The sequence below is a fragment of the Microbacterium sp. 8M genome (assembly GCF_902506375.1).
Lineage (GTDB): Bacteria > Actinomycetota > Actinomycetes > Actinomycetales > Microbacteriaceae > Microbacterium.
Genome location: NZ_LR733284.1, coordinates 817,687 through 843,032, shown reverse-complemented (window position 1 = coordinate 843,032; position 25,346 = coordinate 817,687). Strand labels below are relative to the sequence as shown.

Genomic DNA, 25,346 nt, shown 5'->3' with positions numbered 1-25,346 from the left:
GACGCCGCCGCCGGCCTCGGTGCGTGACGCCGCCGCCGGCCTCGGTGCGTGACGCCGCCGCCGGCCTCGGTGCGTGACGACGTCGTCGGCCTCGGTGCGGATACGGCTGCGGCTGCGCTCAGCCGAGCAGCTGCGCCAGCGCGGGCAGCTGCTCCTCGTCTTCCAGCGCCGAGCCGACGGCGACGACCCGCACACCGGCGTCGAGGTACGCCCGGGCGTTGGTGGAGTCCATGCCTCCCGTGGCGACGAACTTCGCCTGCGGGAAGGGGCCGCGCATCGCGGGGAACCAGCCGGTGCCCAGCAGCGAGGCCGGGAACGCTTTCAGCCAGGTGAGCCCGCCGCCGAGCGCGCGCTGCACTTCGGAAGCGGTCGAGACGCCCGGCAGGGACGGCATGCCCGCCTCGTGCGAGGCCCGGACCACGTCGAGGTCGAGGCCGGGGCTCACGGTGAACGCGGCTCCCGCCGCTGCCGCCTGGCGCACGTGCTCGAGCGACACGACGGTGCCAGCTCCCACGGTCAGGCCGCGCTCGCGGGCGGCGTCGACGAGCACTCGCAGCGCCTCGACGTCGGTCGGCGTCTGCACGGGGACCTCGACGGCCGTGATGCCGAGATCCCAGGCGCGGGTCGCCGTGGCGAGCGTGCGCTCGACGCCCATGCCACGAAGGATCGCCATGAGCGGCACTTCATGGAAGATCTCGTCGAATGCGGAGTTGTCGGTCATGATCGGGAGCCTTTCGCTTCGTCACGCTGCGGCCGCGCGGCGCAGCAGGGTCTTCTCAGCCGGGCAGGAGGTCGGCGGTGGACTGCAGCACGAGGTGAGCCCGGTGGTGGCCGGCGACGAGGCGCTCCATGGCCCCCGCGCCCTGCAGATGGGCGGCCAGGTAGCCGGCGGCGAACGCGTCGCCCGCGCCGACGGCCTCGACCACCTCGGTCTCGATCGCCGGCACGAACGTGCGCTCATCGCCGCCGTCCGTGCGGTGGAACTCGGTGGCTCCGACGTCGCCGTCCTTGACGACGAGCAGCTGCGGTCCCGGAATCAGCGCGCGCACCGCATCCGCATCGGCCGTGCCCCACAGGCCTTCGGCCTCGTCGAGGCCGACGAACACGAGGTCGGCGCGGCGCGCGAGCGCGAGCAGGGAGGGGGCGGCCACGCCGGGCGCCCACAGTGCCGCGCGATGGTTGACGTCGAAGCTCAGAATGCCGGACCCGGCGCCGACGCGGTCGAACACGGTGTCGATGAGTGCGGCGCAGGAGTGTGAAAGAGCCGGGGTGATTCCCGAGACGTGCACGAAATCCGCCTGCTCGAGCGGGACCGCGGCGATGGTCGCCGGGCTCATCGCGGAGGCGGCCGAGCCGCGGCGGTAGTAGAGCACGCCGTTGCCCGGGTCTTTGAAATACACGCCGGTGGGTGCGGCGGGGTCGGCGAAGACCCAGTCGACATCGACGCCATGGCGGGCGATCTCGTCACGCACCCGCGTGCCGAGGGCGTCCCGGCCCACGGCGCTGATCCAGGCCGTCGGGATTCCGAGATGCGCGGCGTGGATCGCCACGTTCGACTCGGCGCCGCCGATGAGCAGCCGCACCTCCTGCGCCGTCGCCAGAGCCTCCGCGTGGGCAGGGGTGACGAGGGCCATCGTCTCGCCGATGGCGATCAGGCGTGGGACGCGCGTGTCGGGCATGGTCACCATGGTGAAGCAGCATGTGCGTGTGGTGCAACGAGTGTTGTGCTATTTGCACACCCCTCGAGAAGGAGTGCAGAATGGCCCGCATGGACGACGAGCTGCTCACGGCACGCGACAAGGGGATCCCGGAACGCGCGATCGGCATGGCGGTATCCGAGTTCCTCGCGACCGGACCCCGCCTCGACGAGTTCTGGACGCCGCTGATCGTGCTCGACGACGCCGGGATGCGAGCGAATGTCGCGACCATGGCCGCCTGGTGCGCCGAGCGCGGCCTGGAGATCATGCCGCACGGCAAGACCACGATGGCGCCGGAGCTGTGGAAGCGTCAGATCGACGCCGGCGCCCTGGGCATCACTCTCGCGACCATGGGGCAGGTGCGCACCGGCCGCGACCTCGGTCTCGACTCGATCATGCTCGCCAACTCCGCCGTCGACGCCCGTGCATTGACGTGGCTCGCGGGCGAGCTCGCCGACCCCGCATTCCGGTTCGTCTGCTGGGCCGACTCGCTCGCCACCGTCGACGCCATGGAGCGCGGGTTGAGCGGAACGGAGCTGCCGCGCCCGATCGACGTGTGCGTCGAGCTGGGCGCCGAGGGCGGACGCACCGGCGCCCGTTCCGTCGACGAGGCCGTCGCGCTCGCCGAGCGCATCGCGGCATCCGACGTGCTGCGTCTGGCCGGCGTCGCGGGCTATGAGGGCAGCCTCGCGCACGACCGCTCGCCCGAGGGACTCGCTGCAGTGCGCACCTACCTCGAGACCCAGCTCGCGCTGCACCGTGCGATCACGCCGCTCTACGACGACGGCGAGGTGTACGTGACCGCCGGAGGCAGCGCCTACTTCGAGATCGTCGCCGAGGTGTGGTCCGCTGCCGAGCGCGACGGGCGCACCCGCTTCACCCTGCGCTCCGGCGCGTACATCGTGCACGACGACGGGTTCTACCGCGGCATCTCGCCGTTCGACGAGGGCGGCGCGGGCGAGGGACCCCATTTCGTCAACGCGATGCACGGCATCGCCCGCGTCGTGTCGGCTCCCGAGGCCGGCCTCGCGCTGGTCGACGCCGGCAAGCGCGACTTCCCCTACGACGAGGGTCTGCCGATCCCGCGCGCCGTCGCGGCCGACCTCTCCGGGCCCTGGCAGCCGGTCGAGGCCGGCGTCTCGGCCATGAACGACCAGCACGCATACGTACGGCCGGCTGAGCCGCTGCCGATCGGTTCGGTCGTGCGATTCGGCCTCTCGCACCCCTGCACCGCGTTCGACAAGTGGCGCGTGATGCCGGTCGTCGACTCGCTCGAATCCGGTGCGGTCATCGGCCTCGTCCGCACTTACTTCTGAAGACTTCGAGGAGCGTCATGTCCGGTCGTGCAGTCCTGCGCGGTGGTTCGGTGGTCACACCGGCCGGTGCCGTGCGCGTCGACGTCGCCGGCCGCGGCCTGCTTCCCGGCCGCGGCCTGCGCAGAGGAGGTGCGTGAGCCGATGTCGCAGAGCGTCACCCGCGCCGCCGCCATCCTGGCCTCGCTCACCGGCGAGCCCTCGTCGGTGAGCGAGCTCGCCGCGGAGTTCGGGATCCACCGCACGACGATGTTCCGCGAGCTGCAGAGCCTGGAGCACGTCGGCTTCGTGCGGAAGCAGGCCGACGGACGCTACGCGCTGGGCATGCAGCTCGCCGTGCTCGGCGGCGCCGCCCTCGAGCAGCTCGATCTGCGTGGCGCCGCCTTCGCGCACATGCGCCGGCTGCATCGCATCGTCGGCAACACCGTGCATCTGGGTGCGCTGATCGGCGACGAGATCGTGTACGTCGACAAGGTCGAGGATGCAGCCGGTGTGCGGATGTACTCCCGGGTCGGCGCCTCGGTGCCGCCGTACTGCAGCGGCATCGGCAAGGCGGTTCTCGCCGAACTGCCGACCGACCGCCGCGACGCCGTGCTCGCCGGATGCGACTGGCATCGGTACACCGCCAACACCCTGACCACTCGCGCGGCCCTCGACGCCGACCTCGCTGTCACCGCACGACGCGGGTGGGCGCTCGACGACGCCGAGTTCGAGGACTTCGTCGGGTGCGTCGCGGTGCCGATCGTGACGTCCGCCGGCGTCGTCGGCGCGCTGTCGCTCACGGCGCTGCGCGCCGCCCAGAGCCGCGAGCAGCTCGAGCAGCGCGTGCCCATGCTGCGCGAGACCGCCGCAGAGATCTCCCGCCAGCTGGGATGAACCGCACCGAGAAGGAGAAGAAGATGCCCAAGATCGGGTTCTACGCCGAAGGCGCCCCCGCCCCCGCCGGCCCCTACAGCCACGGGGTCGTCGCGAACGGATTCCTGTACACGGCCGGCTTCGGCCCGCAGGACGCGGCGAACGACCACGCCATCGCCGACAATGTGGGCGACCAGACCCGTCAGGTGCTGCGCAACATCCAGAAGGTACTCGCGGTGCACGGCCTGACCATGGACGACGTGGTCAAGTCGACGGTGCACCTGCAGGACCTCGCCGACTTCGCCGAGTTCAACGAGGCCTACCAGGAGTTCTTCACGGCTCCGTATCCCGTGCGCACGACGGTGGGCTCCCAGCTGGCGGGGATCCTCGTCGAGATCGACGTGGTCGCGGCGCTGCCCCAGGTCTGAGGCGGCCCGCATCCGGATGCCGCCCGGGTGCGGCGTCCGGCTGTCAAGGCCCCTCCCACGCGGTCGCGTCGGCCCTAGCCTGGATTCATGGACGGCTTCGCGGCGGTCGACTTCGGGTTCGCGCGAGAGGTGCTCCAGAGGGGCATCGCCGCGCTGTACTTCGTCGCGTTCGTCAGCACCCTGAACCAGTTCCGAGCGCTGCTCGGAGAGCACGGGCTGCTGCCGGCGCCGGAGCTGCTGGCGTGGGTCGGCAACTCCGCCCGCGCCCGCAGGCTCCTGCGCCCGACGTTGTTCCGCCGGGTCCGGTACTCCGACCGTCGCCTTGTGGCGCTCTGCGTCGCCGGCATCGTCGTCTCCGTCGCGCTGGTCGCCGGGATCCCGCAGCTCGCCCCGCCATGGGTGCCGATGGCGTGCTTCCTGCTGCTCTGGCTCGGGTACATGTCGATCTCGTCGATCGGGCAGACCTTCTACGGCTTCGGCTGGGAGATGCTGCTGCTGGAGGCCGGGTTCCTCGCCGCGTTCCTCGGATCCGACTCCGAGCCGCCGCCCACCGTGATCATCGTGCTGTTCTGGTGGCTCGTGATCCGGCTCGAGTTCGGCGCCGGCATGATCAAGATCCGGGGCGGGCGCGAGTGGCGCGACCTCACCGCGCTCATGTACCACCATGAGACCCAGCCGATGCCTGGTCCGCTCAGCAGGCAGGCGCATCTGCTGCCCGCGTGGTTCCACCGGATGGAGGTGATCGGCAACCACGTCGCCCAGCTCGGCGCGCCGTGGCTGCTGCTCGCTCCGATCCTGGGGCTGTGGATCCCCGGCGCTTCGACGGGCTCAGCGACCTGGCCCGCGATCGTCGGTGCGGCGGGTGCGATCGTCGTCATCGCGACGCAGCTGTGGCTCGTGCTCACGGGCAACTTCGCGTGGCTGAACTGGGCGACGATCGTGCTCGCCTTCTCGGCGATCGGGATCCCGTCCGGTGCTCCACGGCAGGCCCCCACAGTGCTGCCGTGGGTCGTCGATGGGCTCTGGCTGCCCTGGCTCGTGGTGACCACGGCGGTGGGCGTGCTGTACGTCTGGCTCTCCGTGCCTGCCGTGCGCAACCTGTTCTCGCGCACCCAGGCGATGAACGCGTCGTTCAACCGCTGGCAGCTCGCCAACGCCTACGGGGCCTTCGGCACGGTCACGAAGGAGCGGATCGAGATCGTCATCGAGGGCACGATGCGGCCCGACGCGGATCCGGATCCGATCGTGGGGGAGTGGCGCGAGTACCACTTCAAGGGCAAGCCGGGCGACCTTCATCGGGTCCCGCGGCAGTTCGCGCCGTATCACCTGCGGCTGGACTGGCTGATGTGGTTCCTGCCGCTGGGGCGGATGTACGAGGACTGGTTCGCGATGCTCCTCGTGCGCCTGCTGGAGGCGGATCCGCCGACGCTGCGGCTGCTGCGGCACGACCCGTTCGCGGGCGAGAGGCCGGCCCAGGTGCGGGCCGTCGCCTACCGATACCGGTTCGCCACCCGCGCCGAGCACCGCGAGAGCGGGCGCGTGTGGGAGCGCGACCGCCGACGCGTCGTCGTGCGGCCGCTCTCGCTCTCCGACGGCGAGGGCGCCGGTCCGAGGTGACCGACGCCCTCCGTCCTCCGTGCCGCGAAGCTGCGTGCCGCGAAGCTGCGTGTCGCGAAGCTCCGTGCCGCGAACCGACGCGGGACGTCACCCGCGCTGCGCGCGCTCCACGAGCTCGACCAGGTCGGTCCGCGGCAGCGGGAAGCCGTCCAGGCGGCCGACCGGGAAGTTGCCGAGCATCTTCAGCAGCTGGTTCTCGCCCGTGCCGTAGCGCTCCTCGATCAGCGCCCGCAGGTCGGCGCCCACGACCGGATCCTGCAGCAGCTCGTCGAAGGACGAGTTCAGCGACACCGGCAGCACGACCTCATCGCCTTCCACGGCGACCCTGGCCGAGGTGCGCAGGTCGCGGCTGGACGCACCCACCTCGATGACGTAGTCGCCGCCCTCCACGATCCAGCGGTCGAGGCGGACATCCCAGTACGCCAGCTCCGACCGGCGGATCCGCAGGGCGACCGACGCGGTCTCGCCCGGTGCCAGCTGCACTGACGCGAACGCCTTGAGCTCGCGCGGAGGACGCTGCACGCTCGACCCGGGCAGCGCGGTGTACGCCTGCACGACCTCACGTCCGGCGACGGTGCCCGTGTTCGTCACCGGCACCAGGACGACGATGTCTCCGTCCTCGCGCACCGCGGCGGTCGCCTCCCCGTAGGCGAAGGTCGTGTACGACAGGCCGTGTCCGAACGGATACCGCACGGCGAGCCGCTTCTCGTCGTACCAGCGGTAGCCGACGAGAAGCCCTTCGCCGTAGCGCACGTGTCCGTGCTCGCCGGGGAAGTTGCCGAACGCCGGGGTGTCCTCGAGGCGCAGCGGGATGGTCTCCGCCAGCCGGCCGGACGGGTTCACGTCGCCGAACAGCACGTCGGCCGTGGCGGATCCGCCGGCCTGGCCGAGCAGCCACGCCTCCACGATCGCCGGCACCTTGTCGGCGAACGGCAGGGCGACCACCCCGCCGTTGGAGAGCACGACGACGACGTTCGGATTCACCTCGACGATGGCGTCGAGGAGTTCGAGCTGCGCCGCCGGGAGGTCGATGTGCTCGCGGTCGTAGCCCTCCGACTCCTCGTGCGAGGGCACGCCGAGGAACAGGAGCACCGTCTCCGCGTCGCGGGCGACGGCGACGGCCTCGTCGCGCAGCCGCGCGGTGTCGGCGTCGGGCACGCCCTCGGGCGTGATGTCGAAACCGGCAGCGAACGGCACGTCGCCGGCGACCGCGCGGATCGCGTCCAGGGCGGCATCCACCCGGGTGGGGTTGATCTGCGAGGAACCGGCGCCCTGGTAGCGCGGCGTGCGCGCGAACTCGCCGATCACCGCGAGGCGAGCGTCGCGTGCCAGGGGCAGCACTCCCTCGTTCTTGAGCAGCACGATCGCCCTCCCGGCGACCTCGCGGGCGAGGGCGTGGTGGGCGTCGACGTCGAGCGGTCCGCGGGCGGCGGGGCGGGCCTGCGCCTTGGCGGCCAGGGCGAGGAGGCGGTCCACGACCACGTCCAGCTCCTTCTCGTCGAGTCGCCCCTCGCGCACCGCCGCGACGATCTCCGCGTCGGTGCGGCCGCCGCTCGACGGCATCTCGAGATCCATCCCGGCGACGATGCCGGCGATGCGGTCGTTCACGGCGCCCCAGTCGGAGACGACGATGCCCTGGTAGCCCCACTCGTCGCGCAGCACCTCTGTGAGCAGCCAGGGATCCTCCGACGCGTACACGCCGTTGATGCGGTTGTACGAGCACATCACGGTCCACGGCTGCGCATCGCGGACCACACGCTCGAAACCGCGCAGGTAGATCTCCCGCAGCGGCCGCGGATCCACGTCGCTGGATACCCGCAGGCGATCGGTCTCCTGGTTGTTGGCAGCGAAGTGCTTGAGCGAGCTGCCGACGCCCTGTGACTGGATCCCCTTCACCAGCCCGGCGCCCATCGCGCCGGAGACGATCGGATCCTCCGACATGTACTCGAAGTTGCGGCCGCATAGCGGCGAACGCTTGATGTTGATGCCGGGGCCGAGGATGACCGCGACGTCCTCGATCGCCGACTCGACGCCGAGGGCGACGCCCACGCGTTCCGCGAGCTCCGGGTCGAACGTCGCGCTCAGGCCGACGGCCGGCGGGAAGCAGGTGGCCGGCACGGATCCGGCGAGGCCGAGGTGGTCGTTGCCTGCGGCCTGCTTGCGCAGACCGTGCGGGCCGTCGGTCAGCATGATCGAGGGGATCCCGACCCGGTCGATCGCCTTCGTGGTCCAGAAGTCGGCCCCGCTTGTGAGCGCCGCCTTCTCTTCGAGCGTGAGGTCTGCGGCGCGCAGATCCGGGGCGTCCGTCATTGCAGGCTCCTTGCCATCGGGGTTCATTGGGAAAACCATAGTGGCGTAGGTTTTTGCAGACAAGCGCTCCAGTGGTCGCCGGCGCGGGCGGCTGAAATGTTCTTGCAACAGAAACTTGAACCGTATAGGTTTTCACGCACGAGGCCCGGAGCTCCCTGGCGGCGCAGCGTGGTGTCCGCTCTCCTCCTCGGCCGGCCAAAGGAGGCAGGTATGAGTTCAGTCAGCGGTTCCGCCGCGGGAGTTCCCTCGGGGATGACGGTCGCCAGCGCAACGCCCCGGGATCATCATTGGTTCCCGGAGCCGACCGAACCCGCGAAGGGCGGCTATGTCGCCTGGTTGCTGATCGCACAGCTTCTCTTCTTCATCGCGCTCCTCGGACCCGCCATTGTCGGGATCGGCATCAAGATCTCGTCCCTCGTGCATGCGGGGGCGATCACGGCGGACGGTGCGACGGGCGCGGGCGCGGTACTTGGCGGTGTTGGCGCCCTCTTCGCGACAATTGCGAACGTCGTGTTCGGCCGCCTCTCGGACCGAACCACCTCGAAATGGGGTCGCCGCCGTATTTGGATTGTGCTCGGCACCGTGATCATGACGATCGCGTTCCTGATCATGGCGGTCGCCCCGAATCTGTTCCTTGCCACGGTGGGCTGGGCTCTCGCGCAACTCGGTGCGAACATGACGCTCGCGCCGTTCATCGCGACGATCGCCGATCAGGTGCCGCGGTTCCAGCGCGGCAAGGTGACTGCCGCTCTCGGCATTGCGCAGAACGTGGGCGTCCTGGGCGGAACTTACGTCGCTCAGTGGTTCATGAACGACCTCGTCATCATGTTCGTCGCTCCTTCGCTCCTCGCGATCGTGGCCATGATCGTGTTCGCATTCGTGCTGCCGGATCAGGTGCTCCCGGTCAAGCCGCCGCGTGCTGATCTCCGCGAATGGTGGGAGACGTTCTGGGTCAGCCCGATGAAGTTCCCCGACTACGCGCTGGCCTGGTGGTCGCGCTTCCTCATCACCTTCGCCAGCTTCGGATTCTCGGCGTTCCGGTACTTCTACCTGATGAATCACGTCGGTCTGAAGGAAGCGGATGTCGTCCCGACGATCTCGCTGAGCGTGCTGATCTACACGATCGTGCTCGTCCCGGTGAGCATGGTCGCCGGCTGGTGGTCGGACCGGATCGGCAAGCGCAAGGTCTTCGTCTGGGGATCGACGGCACTATTCGCGGTGGGAACCGTGGCACTGATCTTCATCCAGGACGTTGGGTCGTTCTTCGTGCTCGAGGCCTTGATGGGCGCGGCGTACGGCATTTACGTCGGCGTCGACCTGGCGTTGGTCGTCGATGTGCTGCCGAACCCGGACAACTCGGGCAAGGACCTGGGCGTGTTCAACATGGCGAATGCGCTCCCGCAGACCTTCGCCCCGATGATCGGCGGCATCATGGTCTATGTCGGGAGCGCGAACGGAAGCAACTACGCGCTCTGGTTCAGCGTCTGCGGCGTGCTGGCTTTGATCGGCGCTCTCGTGATCTTCCCGATCAAGAAGGTCAAGTAGCACAGAGGGCGGGCCGGGGACGGGAGCCTCGGCCCGCTCCTCGACCGAGGCTGCGCTCGGGATCCATCGGGGGGATACCGTGATCGAATCTTCGCGCGGAACGCGCGGCGGGTACACCAAGGGCGTGCTGAAACGGGCTGAGATCCTCGACGCCGCGCTCGAGGTGATCGCCGAGAACGGCAGCCGCGGGGCCCTGATCCGCCACATCGCCGAGCGCGTGGGGCTGACGCAGGCCGGACTCATGCATCATTTCCGATCGCGGGACGAGCTGTTCTGCGCGATCATCCAGGCCCGCGACGAGCGCGACGAGGCCCGGTACGCGCGCGCCCCGGTCGGTATCGACGGGTTCCTCGCCGTCATCGAGCACAACCAGCACGTGCCCGGGCTGGTGCAGCTGTTCGCGGAGTACGCTGCCGAGGTCGCCGGCGATCCGCGTCATCCGTCCCGGGAGTTCTTCCACCGCAGGTACGACGCGCTGCGCGAGGCGCTGGCGGGGGATGTGCGGATCGCCCAGGGCTCGGGTCAGATCAGTCCCGACGCGTGCGCGGCGGACATCGCCGAGCAGATGATCGTGGCCGCCGACGGTCTGCAGGTGCAATGGCTGATGGACAGGAACGTCGACATGGCCGGCCGGCTGCGACAGCTGTGGCGCACGCTGTGCGCGGCATCCTTCCGCGCAGAGGATCGGCACGCGACCACGTAGTCTGGCAAACGTGAAGCGGGGCCCGTACGCCAAGGGAACAGCGAAGCGCGAGGAGATCCTCTCCGTCGCGCTCGACGTCGTGGCCGTGAAGGGCTGCCGGAAGGCGTCGAACCGCGAGATCGCAGGTCGGGTCGGCCTCACCCAGGCCGGACTCATGCACTACTTCGCGTCGCGGGAGGAGCTGTACCAGGAGGTGCTGCGCGCCCGCGATCTCCGCGACCTCGAGACCTACTTCGCGCCGGATCCGACCATCGAGGGGTTCTTCGCCGTCATCGCGCACAACGCCGAGGTGCCGGGTCTGGTGCGGCTCTACGTCGAGTTCTCCGCCGAGGCGAGCATCCCCGAGCACCCTGCGCATGCGTTCTTCCTCGAGCGGTACGCGTGGCTCCGCGACCAGCTCACGGGAGTCATCCATCGCGCCCAGGACGACGGGGCGATCGGCCGCGCCATCGACGTCTCCGCCGCCGTCGATCTGCTCGTGGCCGCCGCGGACGGTCTGCAGCTGCAGTGGCTCAACGACCACACGATCGACATGGTGGCGCGTCTGCGCCGGCTCTGGGACGGGATCGTGGCGGTCTCGCACGCCGAGTGACCAGGCCGTTTCGAATACTTGACTCGTTAAGGTTTTCCGGCCAGACTCGGTGCACTCGCGCACCGCAACGAGGCGGCGCGCCCAGCCCGATGGAGGGTGCATGTCCGAGAAGTCCGGCGCCGACTGGGATTCCGCGGCCACCGATGCGCGCGTCGAGGAGCTCCTCGCGCAGCTGACGCTCGACGAGAAGGTGGCGTTCGTCACCGGCGATCTGAACTGGGACTTCGGCTTCTACGCCGACGGCGTCGAGCGGCTCGGCATCCCGAACATCCAGATGGCGGACGGCCCCGCGGGCGTGCGGATCAACAAGGGCGACGTCCACGAGGGCAGGGCCACGTCGCTGCCCGCGCCGATCGCACTCGCCGCCACCTGGGATCCGGCTCAGGCCGCCGCCTACGGCTCGGTCATCGGCGCGGAGTGCCGGGCGAGCGACCACAACGTGTCGCTGGGCCCCGCCGTCGACATCGCCCGGGTGCCTGTCGGCGGGCGCACGTTCGAGTCGTTCGGGGAGGACCCGCTGCTGCAGTCGGCCATCGGGGTCGCCGTCGTGCGCGGCATCCAGGAGCAGGGCGTGCAGGCCTGCGCCAAGCACTACGCGATCAACAACCAGGAGGACCACCGGTCGAGCGTGGACGCGGTGATCGACGAGCGCACCATGAGGGAGCTGTATCTGCCGCCGTTCGAGGCGCTCGTCAGGGAGGGCGGGGTCGCCTCGATGATGGGCTCGTTCAACCGCGTGAACGGCGCATTCGCGTGCGAGAATCCGCAGCTCCTGCACGACATCCTGCGCCGCGACTTCGGGTTCCGGGGCTGGATCATGAGCGACTACGGCGCAAACCACTCCACTGCGGAGGCGGCGAACGCGGGCCTGGACCAGGAGCAGCCGAACGAGGGCTTCTGGGGCGGTCAGCTGCTGTCCGCGGTGCACGAGGGGCGTGTGTCCGAGGCGGTCATCGATGAGAAGGTGCGCAACATCCTGCGGCCCATGATCGGGCTGGGTCAGCGGGAGAACCCCGTCGGGGTGGCCGACCTCGCCGTCGAGGAGCACCACGCCGTCGCCCAGGCGATCGCCGAGGACGGCATGGTGCTGCTGCGCAACGACGGGATCCTGCCGCTCACCGGCGTGCGGCGGGTCGCGCTGATCGGGCCGGACGTGGACGCGTGGAGCGCGCAGGGCGGGGGCAGCTCCCAGGTGAAGCCGACCCGCGGCGTCTCGCCTGCGGACGGGCTGCGACGAGCCCTGGGCGACGACGTCGAGGTCGTCGTGGAGTACGGCGTCGATCCGGTCACCCCCGGAGCGCTGCTGCCCGGGGCGGACCCGATCGGCTCCGGCTTCTTCCGCACGCCCTCGGGCGAGGTCGGGCTGCACGCCGAGTACTGGGCGAACCCGTCCTTCGACGGGGATCCGCTGGTGAGCCGGGTCGACGGGAAGATCGAGCTGCTGCACGGCTTCCACAACTTCCCCGGGTTCAACGCATCGTCAGCCCGCTATGAGAAGCTCCCCACGGAGCTGAACGCGCAGATGTCCGCGCGGTACACCGGCACCCTGACCGTGCCCGTCACGGGCTCCTACCGGTTCGTGATCACGAGCCTCGGATCCTGCACCTTCGAGCTCGACGGCCGGGTCGTGGTCCGTTCCGGGGCGGACGCCGCCGCGGAGGCGAGCGTCCCGGCCGAGGCTGCCGCGATCGACCTCGCCAAAGGCTCCGCGGTCGATGGCGACGGCTCCGCGGCCGTGGATGGCGGCTCCGCGGTCTCCGATGAGCCGCGACCGTACGGCTGGGGCGGCGACGGGGGACAGCCCGACGTCGCGATCGACGAGGTCGTCGTGCGGCTGCAGGCAGGCCGCACTTACGCGCTCCGGCTGTCGTACGCCGCCGATCACCCCTCGCAGGGCTTCCTGATCGGCGCGAAGCTGCGGCTCGGCTGGGTGCCGCCGGCCGGCGTCGTCGCACCCGACGTGACGCGTGCCGCGACGGCCGCGGCATCCGCGGATGTCGCCGTGGTCGTCGTCCGCAGCTACGAGGCGGAGGCCGACGACCGCCCCGGCATGCAGCTGCCCTCCGGTCAGGACGACCTGATCCGCGCCGTGCTCGCGGCGAACCCGCGCACGGTGGTGGTGCTGATGACCGGCGCCCCCGTCGACGTCACCGGATGGGGCGCGGAGCCCGCCGCGCTGCTGCAGGCGTGGTACCCCGGGCAGGCCCAGGGCGACGCGCTCGCCCGGGTGCTCACCGGTGCCGCCGAGCCCGGCGGGCGGCTGCCGCTGACGCTGCCGGTGGAGCTCGCGCAGACGCCGGCGCGCGACGCCCGCACCTACCCGGGCGTGGACGGACGGGTGCACTACGACGAGGGCGTCTTCGTCGGCTACCGCGCCTTCGACGCGCACGATCTGGAGCCCGCCTATCCGTTCGGGCACGGCCTCGGCTACACCACGTGGGAGCTCGAGGACCTCGTCGTCGCCCCCGCGGAGGGCGACGACGCGGGCATCGCGACCGTCACCGTGCGCAACACCGGCGCACGACCGGGCGCTTGCGTCGTCCAGGTCTACGCGGGCGACGTCACCGCCCCGGTGCCCATGCCGCCGCAGCAGCTCGCCGGGTTCGCGAAGGTGCGGCTGGATCCGGGACGGTCCGAGCGCGTGAGCGTGCGGATCCCGCGGCGGGTGGTGTCGTACTTCGACGTGGTCGCGCACGACTGGCGACCGGCTGCCGGTCCCGCGGAGATCCGCGTCGGGGTCTCGTCGCGCGACATCCGTCTGAGCGCACCCCTCGCCCTCTCGGCGACCGCGCTCGCCCTCTGAACCAGCGGCCGGAGACCGGGGCGCATCGTCGCGCCCGGATTCCCCACGCCCTCGATCCGCCGTCCCCTCGATCCCCCATCCCCTCGATACGCCACCCCGCAAGGAGAGAAGCATGAACAAGCACGTCATCCGCGTCGCGGCGGTCACCGCCGCACTGCTCGCGGCGACCACCCTCACCGCCGTCTCCGCCGCGGCCGCTCCGACGCCGACGACCGTCGCGGCCGGCAACAGCAAGGCGGACCGCACCGTCACGATCTACCTCACGCGCCACGGCCGCACCATCCTGAACCAGACCGACACGGTGCAGGGCTGGTCGGACTCACCGCTGCTCGTCGGCACCAAGCCGGTCGCGACCGCACCGGTCGGCAGGCTCGACGAGGGGCGTCCGCTCGCCGTGGCCGTCGGCGCGAACCTCGGCGCGGCGGTCGGACCCCTCGCCGCGGCGTACTCGGCCGACGGCAAGCGGCACTTCGAGACGGCGACCTACGCCCTGCAGGGCGCGGGCCAGGCGCACCTCACGGTGACGCAGGATGCACGGCTGCGCGAGGTGAACTTCGGCAAGTACGAGGGCAAGGAGAACGAGGAGCTGTGGAGCGCCGCGGTCGAGCACCTCGGCTACACGATCGACCACGACGCGGCCCCGACTGCGCCGGCCGACGCGAACGGCCAGAACGGCGGCTGGCAGACGATGCAGGGCATCGCGATCGCCCAGCACGGCCTGTACGGGATGATGGCCGCGATCAAGGCCGTCGCCGACGCGCCGCAGCTGGGCCTGCCCGCGGAGGACTGCGCGGACGTGGACGCGCGGATGACCGACGCCCTCGCCGAGATCGCCGCGAAGGCCGTGGACAAGAACGAGAAGACGGTCTTCATCGTCTCCAGCGGCCTCTCGATCTCCTGCTTCGCCGGCGCGCCCGACATGCGCGACACCACGGGCGCCGTCCCGGCGATGCCGGCCACGGGCGTGCCGAACCTCGGGGTGACGAAGGTGCTCTACAAGAACGGATCCTTCACGATCGACGGTCCCGTCGGCAGCAAGGCGTACTACCCGCAGCCCTGAGCGGGGATGCTCGACGTGCGCGCTCCTCGAACCGGCGGGGAGCGCCCCCGTCGCGTTCGCGGCGTGGCCGCGCAGCGGGAGCGGATCTGGCCAATGGGGAGTCCTCCCCATTGGCGGCGGCGACGGGATGCGGCAGGCTCCTGCCAGGACGCGGAAGGCGTCCGTTCGGAGGACCGGAGGACATCATGAAGAAGATGGGAATCGGCAGGAAGCTGCTCCTCGCCGGGGCGCTCTCGGGTGCGCTGGTGCTGGGGACGGTCGTTCCTGCCAACGCGTACACGCTCACCTGGGTCGGACCGTTCTCGACCTACACGAAGTGCAAGGCCGTCGAGCGGACCTACAACTCGTCATGGACGAAGGTGCAGAACTCCTGCTACCCGCAGAACGGCGGCTGGTGGTTCACGTACCGCACCCCCTACGGATCCTGATCCCCGGCCGCGGCTAGCCCGTTCCGGCGTCGAACTGCGCCGGGACGGCCGAGCCGCCCGTGGCGAGGGACGCATACGCCGCGTCGACCACGGCCACCGCGGCCACGCCGTCGGCGGGCGTGACGCGAGCGGGGCCGCCGGTGCGCAGCGCCTCCGCGAAGTCGGCGATCTGCGCGCGATAGGGCTGGTCTTCCGTGGGCGGCGGGAGGTAGCCGGGATCCTCGGCGGAAGCTCCGGCGGGGCCGGCGGCGGTGACCCCGCGGGCGGTGTCGGCCTCCGCGGCGCTGTCGTGCGTGAGCACCCCGTCGGCGCCCACCGCCTCGATCGCGGTGCGGAACGGCGCGCCCTCGCCCAGCCAGCCGCCGCCGATCCGGGTGGTGACGCCGTTCTCGTGGCGCAGCTCCACGGTCGCGGTCACAGGGGCGGCGAGCCGGCCGGAGACGCTGGGCGGATCCTGCCGGGCCGCGACCGACGTCACGGGGCCCGCGAGCCAGAGCGCCTGGTCGATGTCGTGGATGAGCAGGTCGCGGATGAGCCCGCCGCCGGCGCCCTCGTCGTAGAACCACCCCGGCGCAGGGCCCGCGCCCGACCGGCTCAGCCTCAGGGTCTGCAGTGCGCCGATGCCGCCCGCCGCGATCTCCTGCTGGATCCGCCGATACGCGGAGAAGTAGCGCACCACGTGCGCCGGGAACAGCCCCACACCGGCGGCCTCGGAGGCGTCCGCGATCCGCTGCGCCTCCACGGCCGACATCGCGAGGGGCTTCTCGCACACCACGTGCCGCCCCCGCGCGATCGCCTGCAGCGCGTATCCGAGGTGCGTCGGCGTCGGCGAGAGCACCCCCACCACGTCGACGAGGCCGATGAGCGCATCCACGTCGTCCGCGATCTCCACGCCGAACCGTGCGGCCAGTGCTTCGGGGCGGGTTCGGGAGAAGAGCGTGCACTCCGCGCCGATCGCCTGCCAGGCGTCGAGGTGCGAGGCGGCGATGCCGCCGGCCCCGATGAGGCCGACGCGCAGCGGCGCTCCCTGTGCCGCCATCGGCTCAGGGCTCCGGGTGCGGCAGCGGGGCAGCGGGCCCGGAGGCAGCGCGCCGGTCCTGCGCCCGGGTCTGTGCGGTTCGCGGAATCGGATCCGGCTCCGCCCTCGGAATCGGATCCGGCTCTGCGGCGGCCGGGTGGTTCGACTCCAGCTGCAGCGCGACCTTCTTCTCGAGGTTCGCGACGGCGGCGTCGGACAGGTCGATGAGGCCGTCCAGCTCCTCCCGCACGCGACGGTAGGCGGTCTGGCGCTCGGCAGCGGTGGCCGACTGGTCGACCGCGACCTTCAGCATGTGCTGTGCGCGCTCGAGGCGCTTGCGCTCGTCGTCGGTGAACGTGGAGTCGCGGAGGCGCCGCGCATCCTTCTCCGCGACCTCGAACGCCACCGCGTAGTCGCCGACCGCGTCGAGGTAGTCGGAGATCTGCTGCTCCGTCACCTTCGCGTCGGCCGAGCTCGGACGCAGCGCGTCGGCGATCTTCTTCGCCCGCAGGAACGCGGCGGTCAGCGGCTGGCGGCCGTCGCTCATGGCGGGGAACGCGATCATCTTCGCGACGTCCAGCTCGTAGTCCAGCCAGCGCGCCGTGATCTCGTCGTGCTCCGCGAACAGGCGCAACAGCAGCTCCTTCGACGCGTTCTCCTGGGGATGAGGCGCGGCCTGCGCCGACGCCTGCGGCGCGATGCGTCCGCGTGCGGCGAGCTGCGCCGCCTTGATCTCGCCCTTGAGGCGCAGCGCCTCCATCCGCCGCTCGTGCCGCCGCTTGGCCCCGCGCTCCAGCGAGCGGCTCACGGTGCCGAAGGCACCACCCACGACCGGGCCGATGATGAAGATGATCCACCAGTGCTCGAAGAACCACTGCAGGGCTTGGTCGAAGGGGTTCATGATGCCCCTCAGCCTATGCCGGTCGGATCCGCGTCGTCATCGGTCGGTGCAGGGCCGCAGGAGCGCGGCGTGATGCGTCAGATCGCCGTCGTGGTGCCGTGCTCGTGCGGGGAGGCGTCGAGGTGCGCCACCGTGAGGCGGATCCGCACCGGGACCGAGGCGGCGCGGCGGATGACCCGCTGCGCCGCCCGCGCCGTCTCGTGCGCGGGCCGGACGTCGTCGACCCCCAGGGCGACCTCGACCTGCGCGACCTCCCCCGGGCGGACGACGACGCGCGCAGGGCCGTCGTCGGCGCCCAGCAGCTTGGCCGCGGCCTCGCGCAGCCTCCCCCCGCCCGACGCCGGATAGACCGCGCGGACACCGGGCTCCGCGAGCAGGTCCTGCTCGATCCGCGCCGCCAGCTCTGCGGCCTCGTCCTCGGTCATCTCGCGTCCCCTCCCCGGGTCGGAAGATCCCTCACATCGTGCACCACGACGTCGATCCCCGTGATGTTCAGCTCGGTGTGCGTGCGCAGGCGCTCGCCGATCGCTTCGCGCAGACGCTCGGCGAGGCGGGCGATGGGGAAACCGTAGGCCACGCTCGCCTCCACCTCGATCCGGACGGGGGCGCCCGGAACGGTCACCTCGCCGTCCAGACGGCTTCGTCCCACGAGCACCCCGGGGACCCCGTCGCCGGCGGCGCGGATGAGCCCGCGCACCGCGCCTTCGGTGATGGCGAGGTCGTCGTCGGGCTCGGCGACCGGGAACGGGATGCGGCGTCCCGCGCGCGCGTCCCGCGCGATGCCGTCGATGATCGACCGCACCCAGTTGTCGTCCGGCTGCGGTTCCACCGCGGTGTCCTGTTCGAGCAGCGCCGGTCCGAGTCGCCGCAGCCGCTCCAGGGCGTCGAGCGCGATCCTGCAGCCCGGTGACGCCTCGATCGTCGGATCCACCGGGATCCGGCCGGCGTCGAGGTAGTCCGACAATTCGTCCATGGTGTGGCCGTCGAGGTCTTCGGGCTCGAAGCCGAGGGCGTTCGCGCCCGTGCTGTCGTCGCGAGTCATCGCCACTCCTCCATTCGCACGATGATGTGCTTGCGGGCGCGGGCGAGCAGGCCGCGCACCGTGCTCACCGGCTGATCCAGCTGCTCCGCGATCTCGTCGTACGAGCAGCCGCCGATCTCGCGCAGCACCCAGGCCTCGCGCTGCGCACCGGGCAGCTCGGCCAGGGCGTCGGCGAGTGCGGTCAGCTCGGCGCGGTGCTCGGCGCGTCGCTCAGGGCCTTCGTCGGGACGGGCGCGGAGCTCGGCGCCTTCCACCGCGTCCAGGTCGAGGTGCGGGCGCACCGCGCGCACCTCGTCGATCGCCTTCCTGCTCACGATCCGCATGAGCCAGCCGCGTACGCGACCGGGGTCGTCGAGCTCCGGCAGACGCTGCCACGCCGTGACGAAGCTCTCCTGGACGATGTCGTCCAGGCTCGCCGTCCCGCTGAGGATGCGGCGGGCGTATGCGCGCAGGAGCGGGGTGTAGCGGCGCACCAGCACCGCGAACGCCTCCACGTCCCCGTCCGCCGCACGCCCCGCAAGCGTGCGGTCGTCGGCGCCGTCGAGGGCCGGTCGGCCATCAGGGCCGGTCATCGATCACTCTCCCTTCGAGGCGACGTTCCTGTCGTCACCATGGGGCCGGCGCCGCAGCACCGACCCCATGGTGACCCGCCCCGCCTCGTGCGGCGGGCACGACACGACGGGTCAGGCGTCGCCTCGTCGGCCGACGATGAGGCCGTAGATCAGCAGGACGACCACCGAGCCGCCGATCGCCAGCAGCCAGGTCGAGAGGCTGAAGAAGGACTCCAGGCCGACGTGGAAGATCAGCCCGCCGAGCCATCCGCCCAGGAGGGCGCCGACGACACCCAGCAGCAGAGTCACGAACCAGCCGCCGCCCTGCTTGCCGGGCAGGATCAGCTTGGCGATCGCCCCGGCGATGAGGCCGAGGAGGAGGAATCCGAGGAATCCCATGGGTTGTTTCCTTTCGTCGGCTCCGGCCTTGCCGGAGCGGGTTCACTTCTTGAAGAGTCGTCCTACTCGATCGGCCGCGTCCTGCGCGACGTCCTTGACCTTGTCCGCCGCATCCGCAACGGTCTCGGTGACGTCGGCGACGGCCTCCTTCAGGCGTCCCTCCGCCTGGTGCTCGCGGCCCCGTTCGGCGATCCGCTCGTTCCCCGTGGCGTCGCCCACCTTCTCCTGCGCCGATCCGAGGATCTGCTGGCCCTTCGCCTCGGCCTTGTCCTTGAGGCTCATGTTCGTTCCTTTCTCTCACCCGGCGCGCTCTGTCGCCGGTCGTTCGTGGTCGCGCGGACGTCAGCGCACCTTCGCCGCGGACCGCAGCCGGTCGAATCCGCCGCGGTCGGCGAGGTGCACCACCACGGGCGTCTGCGCGCCGCTCAGCGCATCCCAGTCCGACACCCTGCGCTGCGCGTCGGCGAGGAGCCCGGCCAGGTCGGCGCCGGAGCGGGGCACGACGGCGACGCGCAGTGCGGTCCTGCCCGCCATCCGGTACGCCCTGGTCCGCGAGGAGAGCACATCGGCACGCGTGCGCAGCGGGTCCGCGAGCACCGCGTCGGCGATCGACTCGTCCACTGCCGTGGTGCCGTCGCGGTCGGCGAACGCGAGCACCGTGCGGGTGCGGCGGCGACGACGGGTGGCCAGGAACGCGCCGAGCAGCACCGCGATCGCCAGGCCGATCGCGCCGAGCACCACCGCGCGTCCGTCGACCACCTCGGCGCCGAGGCGGATCCGCCAGCGCCCGGCGGCGTCCACGAGGTCGCCGGTCGTGCGATGCAGAGGCTCCCACCACGGTGCGATCAGCCGCGGAGGCAGCAGCGGCCGCGCGGCCAGGAGCGCACCGGCCAGGGCAAGGGCTCCGGCGAGGAGCAGCAGCGTCCGGTTCAGGATCCGGGATCTCGTCCTCATGCCAGCACCCCCTTCGACGACACGGTCACGATCGGACGCAGCGCGAAGCCGAGCCGTTCCAGCTCGCGCCGCGCCGCGCCCGCGGCCGCGCTCTCGTCGACGGGCACGCCGCTGATCGGGCGGATCCGCACGCGCGCGCGTCGCGCCGTCACGGTCACCGAGACCTGCGACGGAGGCAGCGCGCAGCGCTCCGCCACCGCGTGTGCCGCGGAGTCGGCGAGCAGTCCGTCGTCGACGATCAGCTCGACCCGTCCCGCCGCACGTCCATGGCGGGCGCGCCGGCCGGGGACGAGCGCCAGCCCCAGGAGGATCAGCCCGACGACGGCCGCGGCCAGCGCCGCGGCCGCGCGCACGGCCGGCTCCTCCCATGCCGACCGTGCGAACGCGACCGCGTCGCCGACCGCTGCCCCCACCCGCGGGTCCCCCGTGGTCCACAGGCACACGGCGGCGGTCGCGACGATCGCTGTCAGAAGCGCGATCGCGACCACGGCCGCAGGCGCCGTGCGCGAGGCGCGGAGCTCGCGGCGCAGAAGACGCCGCGACGTGGCCAGCTGCGTGCTCATCGGACCCTCCTGCTCTGGATGCGGCGGACTCCCGTGTAACGGAGATCGACCCCGCCCACCCGGCGTCCCGCTCGCTCGGCCATACCCGCCATCAGGGCCGAGCGGAGATCGGCTCCCCGGTCGGCCAGCGTTCGCTCCGCGGCATCGCCGAGCATCAGCGGCACGGACACCGCGGCGTGCAGACCGCCCCGGTCGTCCGTCCAGCGCACGGAGATCTCGCGCGCGGGGGCTCCCGACGCCTCCGCGACCAGGGCCACGGCGAGGTGCCGCAGCGCCTGACCGGTCAGGATCGTGCGTCCCCGCTGCGCGACAGGCTCGGCGGGCGCCGTAGCCTCCGCAGTCATGACGACGTGCGCCGCCCCCGCAGCGCCTGGGCGAGCCCGCGCAGGTCGATCTCGCCGTTCGCGACCCGGGCCACGCCCAGGCCGGCGAGCATCGCCAGACCCACGAACAGGAAGGCCCAGAAGCCGAAGGCGACCCAGGTCAGTGCCAGCACCGCACCGACGGCGGCGCCGATGGTGCTCGCGGTCACTGGACTCGCGCCTCCTGGGCGTCGTCACCCTCGTCGTCGGACGGGATGTGCACGTCGTTGACGGTGACGTTGACCTCGGTCACCTCGAGGCCCACGAGCTGCTCCATCGCGGTGTACACCGCCGCCCGCACCGCGGACGCGAGATCCTGCAGCGAGACCGGATACTCGGCGACGAGCGTCACGTCGACCGCGACCTGTCGTTCGCCGACCTCGACACCGATGCCCTGGGCGAGATCGGTGGAGTTCAGGGCATCGCGGATCGCTCCGACGACGCGCGCGGCGCCGCCGCCGAGCGCGTGCACACCCGGGACCTCGCGCGCCGCGATGCCGGCGATCTTCGCGACGACCGCATCCTCGATCGTGGTCTTGCCGGTCTGGGCCCCGGTCGCCTGAGCGGCCTGCTTGCCGGTGGTGATGTCGTTCGCCATGTGCTTCTCCCCTTCGGCCTCGCGCACCCTCCGTGCGCGTCCCGTGAGCGCCGCTCTTGCGACGTCATCTCTTTGACGGGGGCGCGAGCGGATTCGTCACAAAAAAGTCCGGAACGGTTCTGGGAGCGGTCTGCCGCAGAGCGGATCAGCGGCCGAGCTTCTCCGCGCAGGCGACGCAGTACTCGGCGAACGGGCGCACCTCCAGACGGCCCGGCGGGATGGGCCCGCCGCAGGATGCGCAGATGCCGTAGGTGCCGGCGTCGAGGCGCGCGATCGCGTCGTCGACCTGCTGCAGCTTCTCCGTGGCGGCCTCGGCGAGCCCGGCGAGGCGGGACCACTCGGACGAGAGCGTCACGCCCTCCGGGTCGTGCTCGTCGTCGTCGTGGGATCCCTCCCGATCGTGCAGCAGATCCTGCAGGGCAGCGCTCGCCGCATCGGCCTGCGCTGCGGCGTCGGCGCGGAGCTCTTCGAGCAGGGTGCGGCTGTCGACCGTCATGCGGGCCACTCTAGGCGCACCGTCGCGGCAGAGGGCCGGAGGGCGCCCGGGCCTCGGCCCCGGGTCTCAGCCGTGCGTCGGCACGCCGTCGACGAGGGTGAGCAGAACGCGCGCGCCGAGGATCTCCTCGGGCGAGGCCGCCAGCGGGTCGCGGTCGACGACGACCAGGTCCGCCGGTGCGCCGGGCACGAGCCGCCCGCCGTCGGACCCCGCTGCCCGGTGGGCGTGCGTCGTGTACCCCTCCAGGGCCTCACGCGCGGTGAGCGCCTGGTCCGGCCGGACGGGCGCGGACCCGGGAGCGGCGACGCGCCGGCGCCCCTGAGCGTCGGCCATGATCTCCCACGGGTCGAAGGCGGCCACGGGCCAGTCCGAGCCCAGGGCGAGCACGGCTCCGCTGCGGCGCACGTCGGCGGTGCGCCAGGCGCGCGCCGCCCGCTCCGCGCCGAGCCGGCGCGACCAGTCATCGGATCCGTCCTGGCGCACGTGATGCGTGCAGTGCGTGGGCTGCATGCTGGCGACGATCCCGCTCGCGCCGATCAGGGCGATCACGTCGTCCTCGACCGATTCGATGTGCTCGATGCGGTGCGGCACCCCGCCGCGCGGCAGGGCCGCCAGCGTCTCCGCCACGAACCGGATCCCCTGCTCGCCGATGGCGTGCGTCGCGGTGGGCACCCCGGCGTGGTCGAACTGACGCACCCGTTCCGCGTAGGCCTCCGCGGGCGTCCACGCGGACGCCAGGCCCTCGCCCTCCGCATCGGGGCGCGACAGCCACGCGGTGCCGCCCTCGACCGTGCCGTCGATGAAGAACTTCACCCCTTCGATCCGGTAGCGGCGGCCGCCACGGCCCTGCATCGCGATGAGCTCGGCGACCTCCTCATCCGTCGTCTCCGGCGTGACCCACGGGGAGATCCGCAGGCGCACGGGCAGCTCACCCGTGGCCTCGATGGCCGCGAGCAGGTCGAGGGCGTCGGCGTCCTGCAGATCCATGACGTGCGCCGCGGTGATGCCGACGGCGGCCATGTCGGACAGCACCCGCTGCAGCTGTGCGACCCGGTCGGCGAAGCCGAGCGCAGGGAGCACCCGTTCGACGATCTCCATGGTGGGGAACTCGATCAGGTGCCCGGTGAGCTCGCCCTGCTCATCGCCCGCGGCACCGGATCCGTCCGGATGCGTCACCGGGGTGTCGATGCCGGCACGCGCGAGGGCGGCCGCCGAGGCGATGCCGGAATGCGCGTCGAACATCGTGATGTAGGCGGGGCGGTCGGCGCCGAGCACCTCGTGCAGCGCGGCGTTGCTGATCGGACGCCCCTCGAACGCGGTCGGATCCAGACCCCACGCCAGGAACCACTCCTCGTCCGACTGATCGTCCCGGCCCCGTTCCAGGGCGGCGACGAGCTCGGCATAGGTGTGCACGCCGGTCAGCGACAGCCCCCGGGTGATGCCCAGGCTGTAGATCGGGTGGCTGTGCGCGTCGACGAGCCCGGGGATGATCGTCGCCGTCGGGTGGGTGATGAGCTCGGTCCCGGCGTCCGCGAGAGGCAGGATCTCCGATCGCGGCCCTACGGCGCTGATCCGGCCGGCGGTGATCGCGACGGCGTCCGCGCCCTCGGGGGTCTCGGGGGCGAGCGCGTGCACGCGCGCCCCGATCACGATCGTGTCGACCAACGTCACTCCTTCAGATCCAGGGTCGGGGTGGGGCGGCGGAAGAACCGCGTGACGATGAGCAGCAGCACGAAGCCGACCGCGAGCCAGGAGAGGCCGACGAGGAAGGTCATGCCGGTGAGGTTGGTCCACAGCCACACGGTGAGGGCGAACCCGATGCCGGGCAGCACCAGGTTGTCGACCGCGTGCCATCCGCCGCGCTCGCCGCGGTCGACGAAGTAGTGCTTGATCGTGGACAGGTTCACGCAGGAGAACGCGATGAGCGCACCGAAGCTGATCATGTTCGACACGGTGAGCAGATCGGCGAACAGGGCGTACAGGGACACGGCCGAGACGATGAGGATCGGGATCACCGGGGTGCCGAAGCGCTTGTTCAGGTGCCCGAACACGGCGCGCGGCAGTACGCCGTCGCGTCCCATGGCGAAGAGGATGCGGGCGACGGAGGCCTGTGAGGTGAGCGCGGATCCGATGCTGCCGGCGATGAAGCCGGCGATGAACAGGACCGAGAGCCACTGCTGCCCGAGCGAGGCGACGACCTCGATGCTCGCCGTGTCGGCCGAGGTGAAGTGGTTCGACGGGTACGCGATCTGCGCCACGTAGGTCAGCAGGATGAAGAGCAGGCCGGCGGCGATCGTGACGATCATGATGGCGCGCGGCACGGTGCGCCGGGAGTCCTTCGCCTCCTCCGAGAGCGTCGAGACCGAGTCGAAGCCCAGGAACGACAGGCAGAGGATCGCGGCGCCCTGGAACAGCGGGAAGAAGCTGCCGACGGTGCCGTCGCCGGTGAAGGGAGCGAGCGGGTCTGCGCCGTGGCCGGCCGCTGCGCCCACCGACAGCGCGATGAAGGCGACGATGAACACCGCCTGCACCGCGATGATGACGAAGTTCGCGCGGGCGACCGAGACGATGCCGATGATGTTGAGCACCGTGACGAGGGCGATCGCGAGGAGGATCCAGATCCACGAGGGCACTCCCGGGAAGCTGCTGCCCATGTACAGCCCGATGATGAGGTAGTTGATCATCGGCAGGAACAGGTAGTCGAGCAGCAGCGCCCAGCCGGCGAGGAAGCCGATGGCGCCGCCGAAGGACTGCTGCGTGTAGACGTAGGCGGATCCGGAGTACGGGTAGGCGACGGACATCCGCGCGTAGGACCGGGCGGTGAACACCATCGCCACGAGGGTGATGACGTACGTCATCGCGACGCGGCCTCCGGTGAGCTGCGTCACGATGCCGTACGTCGTGAACGCGGTCAGCGGAACCATGTAGACGAGGCCGAACAGCACGAGCGAGGGCACGCCGAGCACGCGCCGGAACCGCCCTTCGGTGACCTGTGCGGTGAGTTCGGTCGGTGAGGCGAGGGATTCGTCGGAGGTGGACATGATGCTCCTGGAAGGCGGACGCGACATCGTCGTCGGCCGCAGAGGTCGATGGTTCGGGGTTCAAGAAGAA

General features: G+C 71.4%; 28 protein-coding genes. 10 read left to right on the top strand and 18 right to left on the bottom strand.

The genetic code is table 11. From position 1 onward, the window contains the following. Positions 1 to 118: 118 nt before the first annotated feature. Together AERO9AM_RS03990 and AERO9AM_RS03985 are read right to left on the bottom strand one after the other, a co-directional pair. Positions 119 to 721, bottom strand: a complete 603-nt coding sequence (locus AERO9AM_RS03990; protein WP_159574994.1) for a bifunctional 4-hydroxy-2-oxoglutarate aldolase/2-dehydro-3-deoxy-phosphogluconate aldolase — start codon at positions 719 to 721, stop codon at positions 119 to 121. 55 nt (positions 722 to 776) lie between these two features. Then, positions 777 to 1,679: a sugar kinase gene (locus tag AERO9AM_RS03985; protein WP_159574993.1), complete on the bottom strand. Its 903-nt coding sequence runs from the start codon at positions 1,677 to 1,679 to the stop codon at positions 777 to 779. An 80-nt stretch (positions 1,680 to 1,759) separates the two neighbouring features. Between AERO9AM_RS03985 and AERO9AM_RS03980 the strand changes: the two genes are divergently transcribed. From AERO9AM_RS03980 to AERO9AM_RS03965, 4 genes are all read left to right on the top strand, one after another. Beyond that, the gene (locus tag AERO9AM_RS03980) at positions 1,760 to 3,013 is read left to right on the top strand and encodes an alanine racemase (protein ID WP_159574992.1); all 1,254 of its coding nucleotides are present in this window, start codon (positions 1,760 to 1,762) and stop codon (positions 3,011 to 3,013) included. A gap of 141 nt (positions 3,014 to 3,154) precedes the next feature. After that, positions 3,155 to 3,886, top strand: a complete 732-nt coding sequence (locus tag AERO9AM_RS03975) for an IclR family transcriptional regulator (RefSeq protein ID WP_159574991.1) — start codon at positions 3,155 to 3,157, stop codon at positions 3,884 to 3,886. A gap of 23 nt (positions 3,887 to 3,909) precedes the next feature. Beyond that, on the top strand, positions 3,910 to 4,293 hold the full coding sequence (locus AERO9AM_RS03970) for a RidA family protein (protein WP_159574990.1): 384 nt from the start codon (positions 3,910 to 3,912) through the stop codon (positions 4,291 to 4,293). 87 nt (positions 4,294 to 4,380) lie between these two features. Then, positions 4,381 to 5,910, top strand: coding sequence for a lipase maturation factor family protein (locus tag AERO9AM_RS03965; RefSeq protein WP_159574989.1), 1,530 nt, complete (start codon positions 4,381 to 4,383; stop codon positions 5,908 to 5,910). Between the two features lie 87 nt (positions 5,911 to 5,997). On the opposite strand, the gene AERO9AM_RS03960 is transcribed toward AERO9AM_RS03965, so the two are convergent. Next, positions 5,998 to 8,220, bottom strand: a complete 2,223-nt coding sequence (locus tag AERO9AM_RS03960) for a beta-glucosidase family protein (RefSeq protein ID WP_159574988.1) — start codon at positions 8,218 to 8,220, stop codon at positions 5,998 to 6,000. 96 nt (positions 8,221 to 8,316) lie between these two features. Between AERO9AM_RS03960 and AERO9AM_RS03955 the strand changes: the two genes are divergently transcribed. From AERO9AM_RS03955 to AERO9AM_RS03930, 6 genes are all read left to right on the top strand, one after another. Beyond that, on the top strand, positions 8,317 to 9,765 hold the full coding sequence (locus AERO9AM_RS03955; RefSeq protein WP_236602468.1) for an MFS transporter: 1,449 nt from the start codon (positions 8,317 to 8,319) through the stop codon (positions 9,763 to 9,765). Positions 9,766 to 9,889: 124 nt separating this feature from the next. Then, positions 9,890 to 10,468, top strand: a complete 579-nt coding sequence (locus AERO9AM_RS03950; RefSeq protein WP_236602467.1) for a TetR/AcrR family transcriptional regulator — start codon at positions 9,890 to 9,892, stop codon at positions 10,466 to 10,468. A gap of 10 nt (positions 10,469 to 10,478) precedes the next feature. Next, positions 10,479 to 11,060 carry a TetR/AcrR family transcriptional regulator gene (locus AERO9AM_RS03945; protein ID WP_159574987.1) on the top strand — a complete coding sequence of 194 codons (582 nt, stop codon included), beginning with the start codon at positions 10,479 to 10,481 and terminating at the stop codon, positions 11,058 to 11,060. Positions 11,061 to 11,160: 100 nt separating this feature from the next. Further along, a complete protein-coding gene (locus AERO9AM_RS03940) occupies positions 11,161 to 13,863 on the top strand; it encodes a glycoside hydrolase family 3 protein (RefSeq protein WP_159574986.1) in 2,703 nt (900 codons plus the stop codon). A 112-nt stretch (positions 13,864 to 13,975) separates the two neighbouring features. Further along, on the top strand, positions 13,976 to 14,923 hold the full coding sequence (locus tag AERO9AM_RS03935) for a histidine phosphatase family protein (RefSeq protein ID WP_159574985.1): 948 nt from the start codon (positions 13,976 to 13,978) through the stop codon (positions 14,921 to 14,923). 185 nt (positions 14,924 to 15,108) lie between these two features. Then, complete coding sequence (locus tag AERO9AM_RS03930) at positions 15,109 to 15,351, top strand: hypothetical protein (protein ID WP_159574984.1); 243 nt, start codon at positions 15,109 to 15,111, stop codon at positions 15,349 to 15,351. 13 nt (positions 15,352 to 15,364) lie between these two features. Here the strand turns inward: AERO9AM_RS03930 and AERO9AM_RS03925 are convergent, their stop codons facing one another. The 15 genes from AERO9AM_RS03925 to AERO9AM_RS03855 all read right to left on the bottom strand — a co-directional run bounded on the left by AERO9AM_RS03925 (position 15,365) and on the right by AERO9AM_RS03855 (position 25,276). Next, positions 15,365 to 16,390 carry a Gfo/Idh/MocA family protein gene (locus tag AERO9AM_RS03925; protein ID WP_159574983.1) on the bottom strand — a complete coding sequence of 342 codons (1,026 nt, stop codon included), beginning with the start codon at positions 16,388 to 16,390 and terminating at the stop codon, positions 15,365 to 15,367. A 4-nt stretch (positions 16,391 to 16,394) separates the two neighbouring features. Continuing rightward, the gene (locus AERO9AM_RS03920) at positions 16,395 to 17,270 is read right to left on the bottom strand and encodes a hypothetical protein (RefSeq protein WP_201298576.1); all 876 of its coding nucleotides are present in this window, start codon (positions 17,268 to 17,270) and stop codon (positions 16,395 to 16,397) included. Positions 17,271 to 17,347: 77 nt separating this feature from the next. Further along, complete coding sequence (locus tag AERO9AM_RS03915; RefSeq protein WP_159574982.1) at positions 17,348 to 17,695, bottom strand: hypothetical protein; 348 nt, start codon at positions 17,693 to 17,695, stop codon at positions 17,348 to 17,350. Further along, a complete protein-coding gene (locus AERO9AM_RS03910) occupies positions 17,692 to 18,312 on the bottom strand; it encodes an Asp23/Gls24 family envelope stress response protein (protein WP_159574981.1) in 621 nt (206 codons plus the stop codon). The genes AERO9AM_RS03915 and AERO9AM_RS03910 overlap by 4 nt, the downstream gene beginning before the upstream one ends. Then, entirely contained in the window at positions 18,309 to 18,884 is a 576-nt protein-coding gene (locus AERO9AM_RS03905; protein ID WP_159574980.1) for an RNA polymerase sigma factor, read from the bottom strand. Before AERO9AM_RS03905 ends, AERO9AM_RS03910 begins: the two co-directional genes overlap by 4 nt. Before the next feature lie 111 nt (positions 18,885 to 18,995). Further along, the gene (locus AERO9AM_RS03900) at positions 18,996 to 19,262 is read right to left on the bottom strand and encodes a GlsB/YeaQ/YmgE family stress response membrane protein (protein WP_159574979.1); all 267 of its coding nucleotides are present in this window, start codon (positions 19,260 to 19,262) and stop codon (positions 18,996 to 18,998) included. Between the two features lie 42 nt (positions 19,263 to 19,304). After that, on the bottom strand, positions 19,305 to 19,544 hold the full coding sequence (locus tag AERO9AM_RS03895) for a CsbD family protein (RefSeq protein ID WP_201298575.1): 240 nt from the start codon (positions 19,542 to 19,544) through the stop codon (positions 19,305 to 19,307). A 60-nt stretch (positions 19,545 to 19,604) separates the two neighbouring features. After that, the gene (locus AERO9AM_RS03890; RefSeq protein WP_159574978.1) at positions 19,605 to 20,216 is read right to left on the bottom strand and encodes a hypothetical protein; all 612 of its coding nucleotides are present in this window, start codon (positions 20,214 to 20,216) and stop codon (positions 19,605 to 19,607) included. Next, a complete protein-coding gene (locus tag AERO9AM_RS03885; RefSeq protein WP_159574977.1) occupies positions 20,213 to 20,779 on the bottom strand; it encodes a hypothetical protein in 567 nt (188 codons plus the stop codon). Before AERO9AM_RS03885 ends, AERO9AM_RS03890 begins: the two co-directional genes overlap by 4 nt. Next, positions 20,776 to 21,123 carry a hypothetical protein gene (locus AERO9AM_RS03880; RefSeq protein ID WP_159574976.1) on the bottom strand — a complete coding sequence of 116 codons (348 nt, stop codon included), beginning with the start codon at positions 21,121 to 21,123 and terminating at the stop codon, positions 20,776 to 20,778. Before AERO9AM_RS03880 ends, AERO9AM_RS03885 begins: the two co-directional genes overlap by 4 nt. After that, positions 21,120 to 21,311 (bottom strand): hypothetical protein, encoded by a 192-nt coding sequence (locus AERO9AM_RS03875; protein WP_159574975.1) that lies wholly within the window; start codon positions 21,309 to 21,311, stop codon positions 21,120 to 21,122. The genes AERO9AM_RS03880 and AERO9AM_RS03875 overlap by 4 nt, the downstream gene beginning before the upstream one ends. Continuing rightward, positions 21,308 to 21,739 carry an Asp23/Gls24 family envelope stress response protein gene (locus AERO9AM_RS03870; RefSeq protein WP_159574974.1) on the bottom strand — a complete coding sequence of 144 codons (432 nt, stop codon included), beginning with the start codon at positions 21,737 to 21,739 and terminating at the stop codon, positions 21,308 to 21,310. The genes AERO9AM_RS03875 and AERO9AM_RS03870 overlap by 4 nt, the downstream gene beginning before the upstream one ends. Before the next feature lie 145 nt (positions 21,740 to 21,884). After that, positions 21,885 to 22,235 (bottom strand): TraR/DksA family transcriptional regulator, encoded by a 351-nt coding sequence (locus tag AERO9AM_RS03865; RefSeq protein WP_159574973.1) that lies wholly within the window; start codon positions 22,233 to 22,235, stop codon positions 21,885 to 21,887. 66 nt (positions 22,236 to 22,301) lie between these two features. Continuing rightward, a complete protein-coding gene (locus AERO9AM_RS03860; RefSeq protein ID WP_159574972.1) occupies positions 22,302 to 23,900 on the bottom strand; it encodes an amidohydrolase in 1,599 nt (532 codons plus the stop codon). 2 nt (positions 23,901 to 23,902) lie between these two features. Beyond that, a complete protein-coding gene (locus AERO9AM_RS03855; protein WP_159574971.1) occupies positions 23,903 to 25,276 on the bottom strand; it encodes an APC family permease in 1,374 nt (457 codons plus the stop codon). Positions 25,277 to 25,346: the final 70 nt, after the last annotated feature.

Coding starts and splice junctions, on each gene's coding strand:
- AERO9AM_RS03990 (WP_159574994.1), bottom strand. CDS start 721: ATGACCGACAACTCCGCATTCGACGAGATCTTCCATGAAGTGCCGCTC.
- AERO9AM_RS03985 (WP_159574993.1), bottom strand. CDS start 1,679: ATGCCCGACACGCGCGTCCCACGCCTGATCGCCATCGGCGAGACGATG.
- AERO9AM_RS03980 (WP_159574992.1), top strand. CDS start 1,760: ATGGCCCGCATGGACGACGAGCTGCTCACGGCACGCGACAAGGGGATC.
- AERO9AM_RS03975 (WP_159574991.1), top strand. CDS start 3,155: ATGTCGCAGAGCGTCACCCGCGCCGCCGCCATCCTGGCCTCGCTCACC.
- AERO9AM_RS03970 (WP_159574990.1), top strand. CDS start 3,910: ATGCCCAAGATCGGGTTCTACGCCGAAGGCGCCCCCGCCCCCGCCGGC.
- AERO9AM_RS03965 (WP_159574989.1), top strand. CDS start 4,381: ATGGACGGCTTCGCGGCGGTCGACTTCGGGTTCGCGCGAGAGGTGCTC.
- AERO9AM_RS03960 (WP_159574988.1), bottom strand. CDS start 8,220: ATGACGGACGCCCCGGATCTGCGCGCCGCAGACCTCACGCTCGAAGAG.
- AERO9AM_RS03955 (WP_236602468.1), top strand. CDS start 8,317: ATGTTCTTGCAACAGAAACTTGAACCGTATAGGTTTTCACGCACGAGG.
- AERO9AM_RS03940 (WP_159574986.1), top strand. CDS start 11,161: ATGTCCGAGAAGTCCGGCGCCGACTGGGATTCCGCGGCCACCGATGCG.
- AERO9AM_RS03935 (WP_159574985.1), top strand. CDS start 13,976: ATGAACAAGCACGTCATCCGCGTCGCGGCGGTCACCGCCGCACTGCTC.
- AERO9AM_RS03930 (WP_159574984.1), top strand. CDS start 15,109: ATGAAGAAGATGGGAATCGGCAGGAAGCTGCTCCTCGCCGGGGCGCTC.
- AERO9AM_RS03925 (WP_159574983.1), bottom strand. CDS start 16,390: ATGGCGGCACAGGGAGCGCCGCTGCGCGTCGGCCTCATCGGGGCCGGC.
- AERO9AM_RS03920 (WP_201298576.1), bottom strand. CDS start 17,270: ATGAACCCCTTCGACCAAGCCCTGCAGTGGTTCTTCGAGCACTGGTGG.
- AERO9AM_RS03915 (WP_159574982.1), bottom strand. CDS start 17,695: ATGACCGAGGACGAGGCCGCAGAGCTGGCGGCGCGGATCGAGCAGGAC.
- AERO9AM_RS03910 (WP_159574981.1), bottom strand. CDS start 18,312: ATGACTCGCGACGACAGCACGGGCGCGAACGCCCTCGGCTTCGAGCCC.
- AERO9AM_RS03905 (WP_159574980.1), bottom strand. CDS start 18,884: ATGACCGGCCCTGATGGCCGACCGGCCCTCGACGGCGCCGACGACCGC.
- AERO9AM_RS03900 (WP_159574979.1), bottom strand. CDS start 19,262: ATGGGATTCCTCGGATTCCTCCTCCTCGGCCTCATCGCCGGGGCGATC.
- AERO9AM_RS03895 (WP_201298575.1), bottom strand. CDS start 19,544: ATGAGCCTCAAGGACAAGGCCGAGGCGAAGGGCCAGCAGATCCTCGGA.
- AERO9AM_RS03890 (WP_159574978.1), bottom strand. CDS start 20,216: ATGAGGACGAGATCCCGGATCCTGAACCGGACGCTGCTGCTCCTCGCC.
- AERO9AM_RS03885 (WP_159574977.1), bottom strand. CDS start 20,779: ATGAGCACGCAGCTGGCCACGTCGCGGCGTCTTCTGCGCCGCGAGCTC.
- AERO9AM_RS03880 (WP_159574976.1), bottom strand. CDS start 21,123: ATGACTGCGGAGGCTACGGCGCCCGCCGAGCCTGTCGCGCAGCGGGGA.
- AERO9AM_RS03870 (WP_159574974.1), bottom strand. CDS start 21,739: ATGGCGAACGACATCACCACCGGCAAGCAGGCCGCTCAGGCGACCGGG.
- AERO9AM_RS03865 (WP_159574973.1), bottom strand. CDS start 22,235: ATGACGGTCGACAGCCGCACCCTGCTCGAAGAGCTCCGCGCCGACGCC.
- AERO9AM_RS03855 (WP_159574971.1), bottom strand. CDS start 25,276: ATGTCCACCTCCGACGAATCCCTCGCCTCACCGACCGAACTCACCGCA.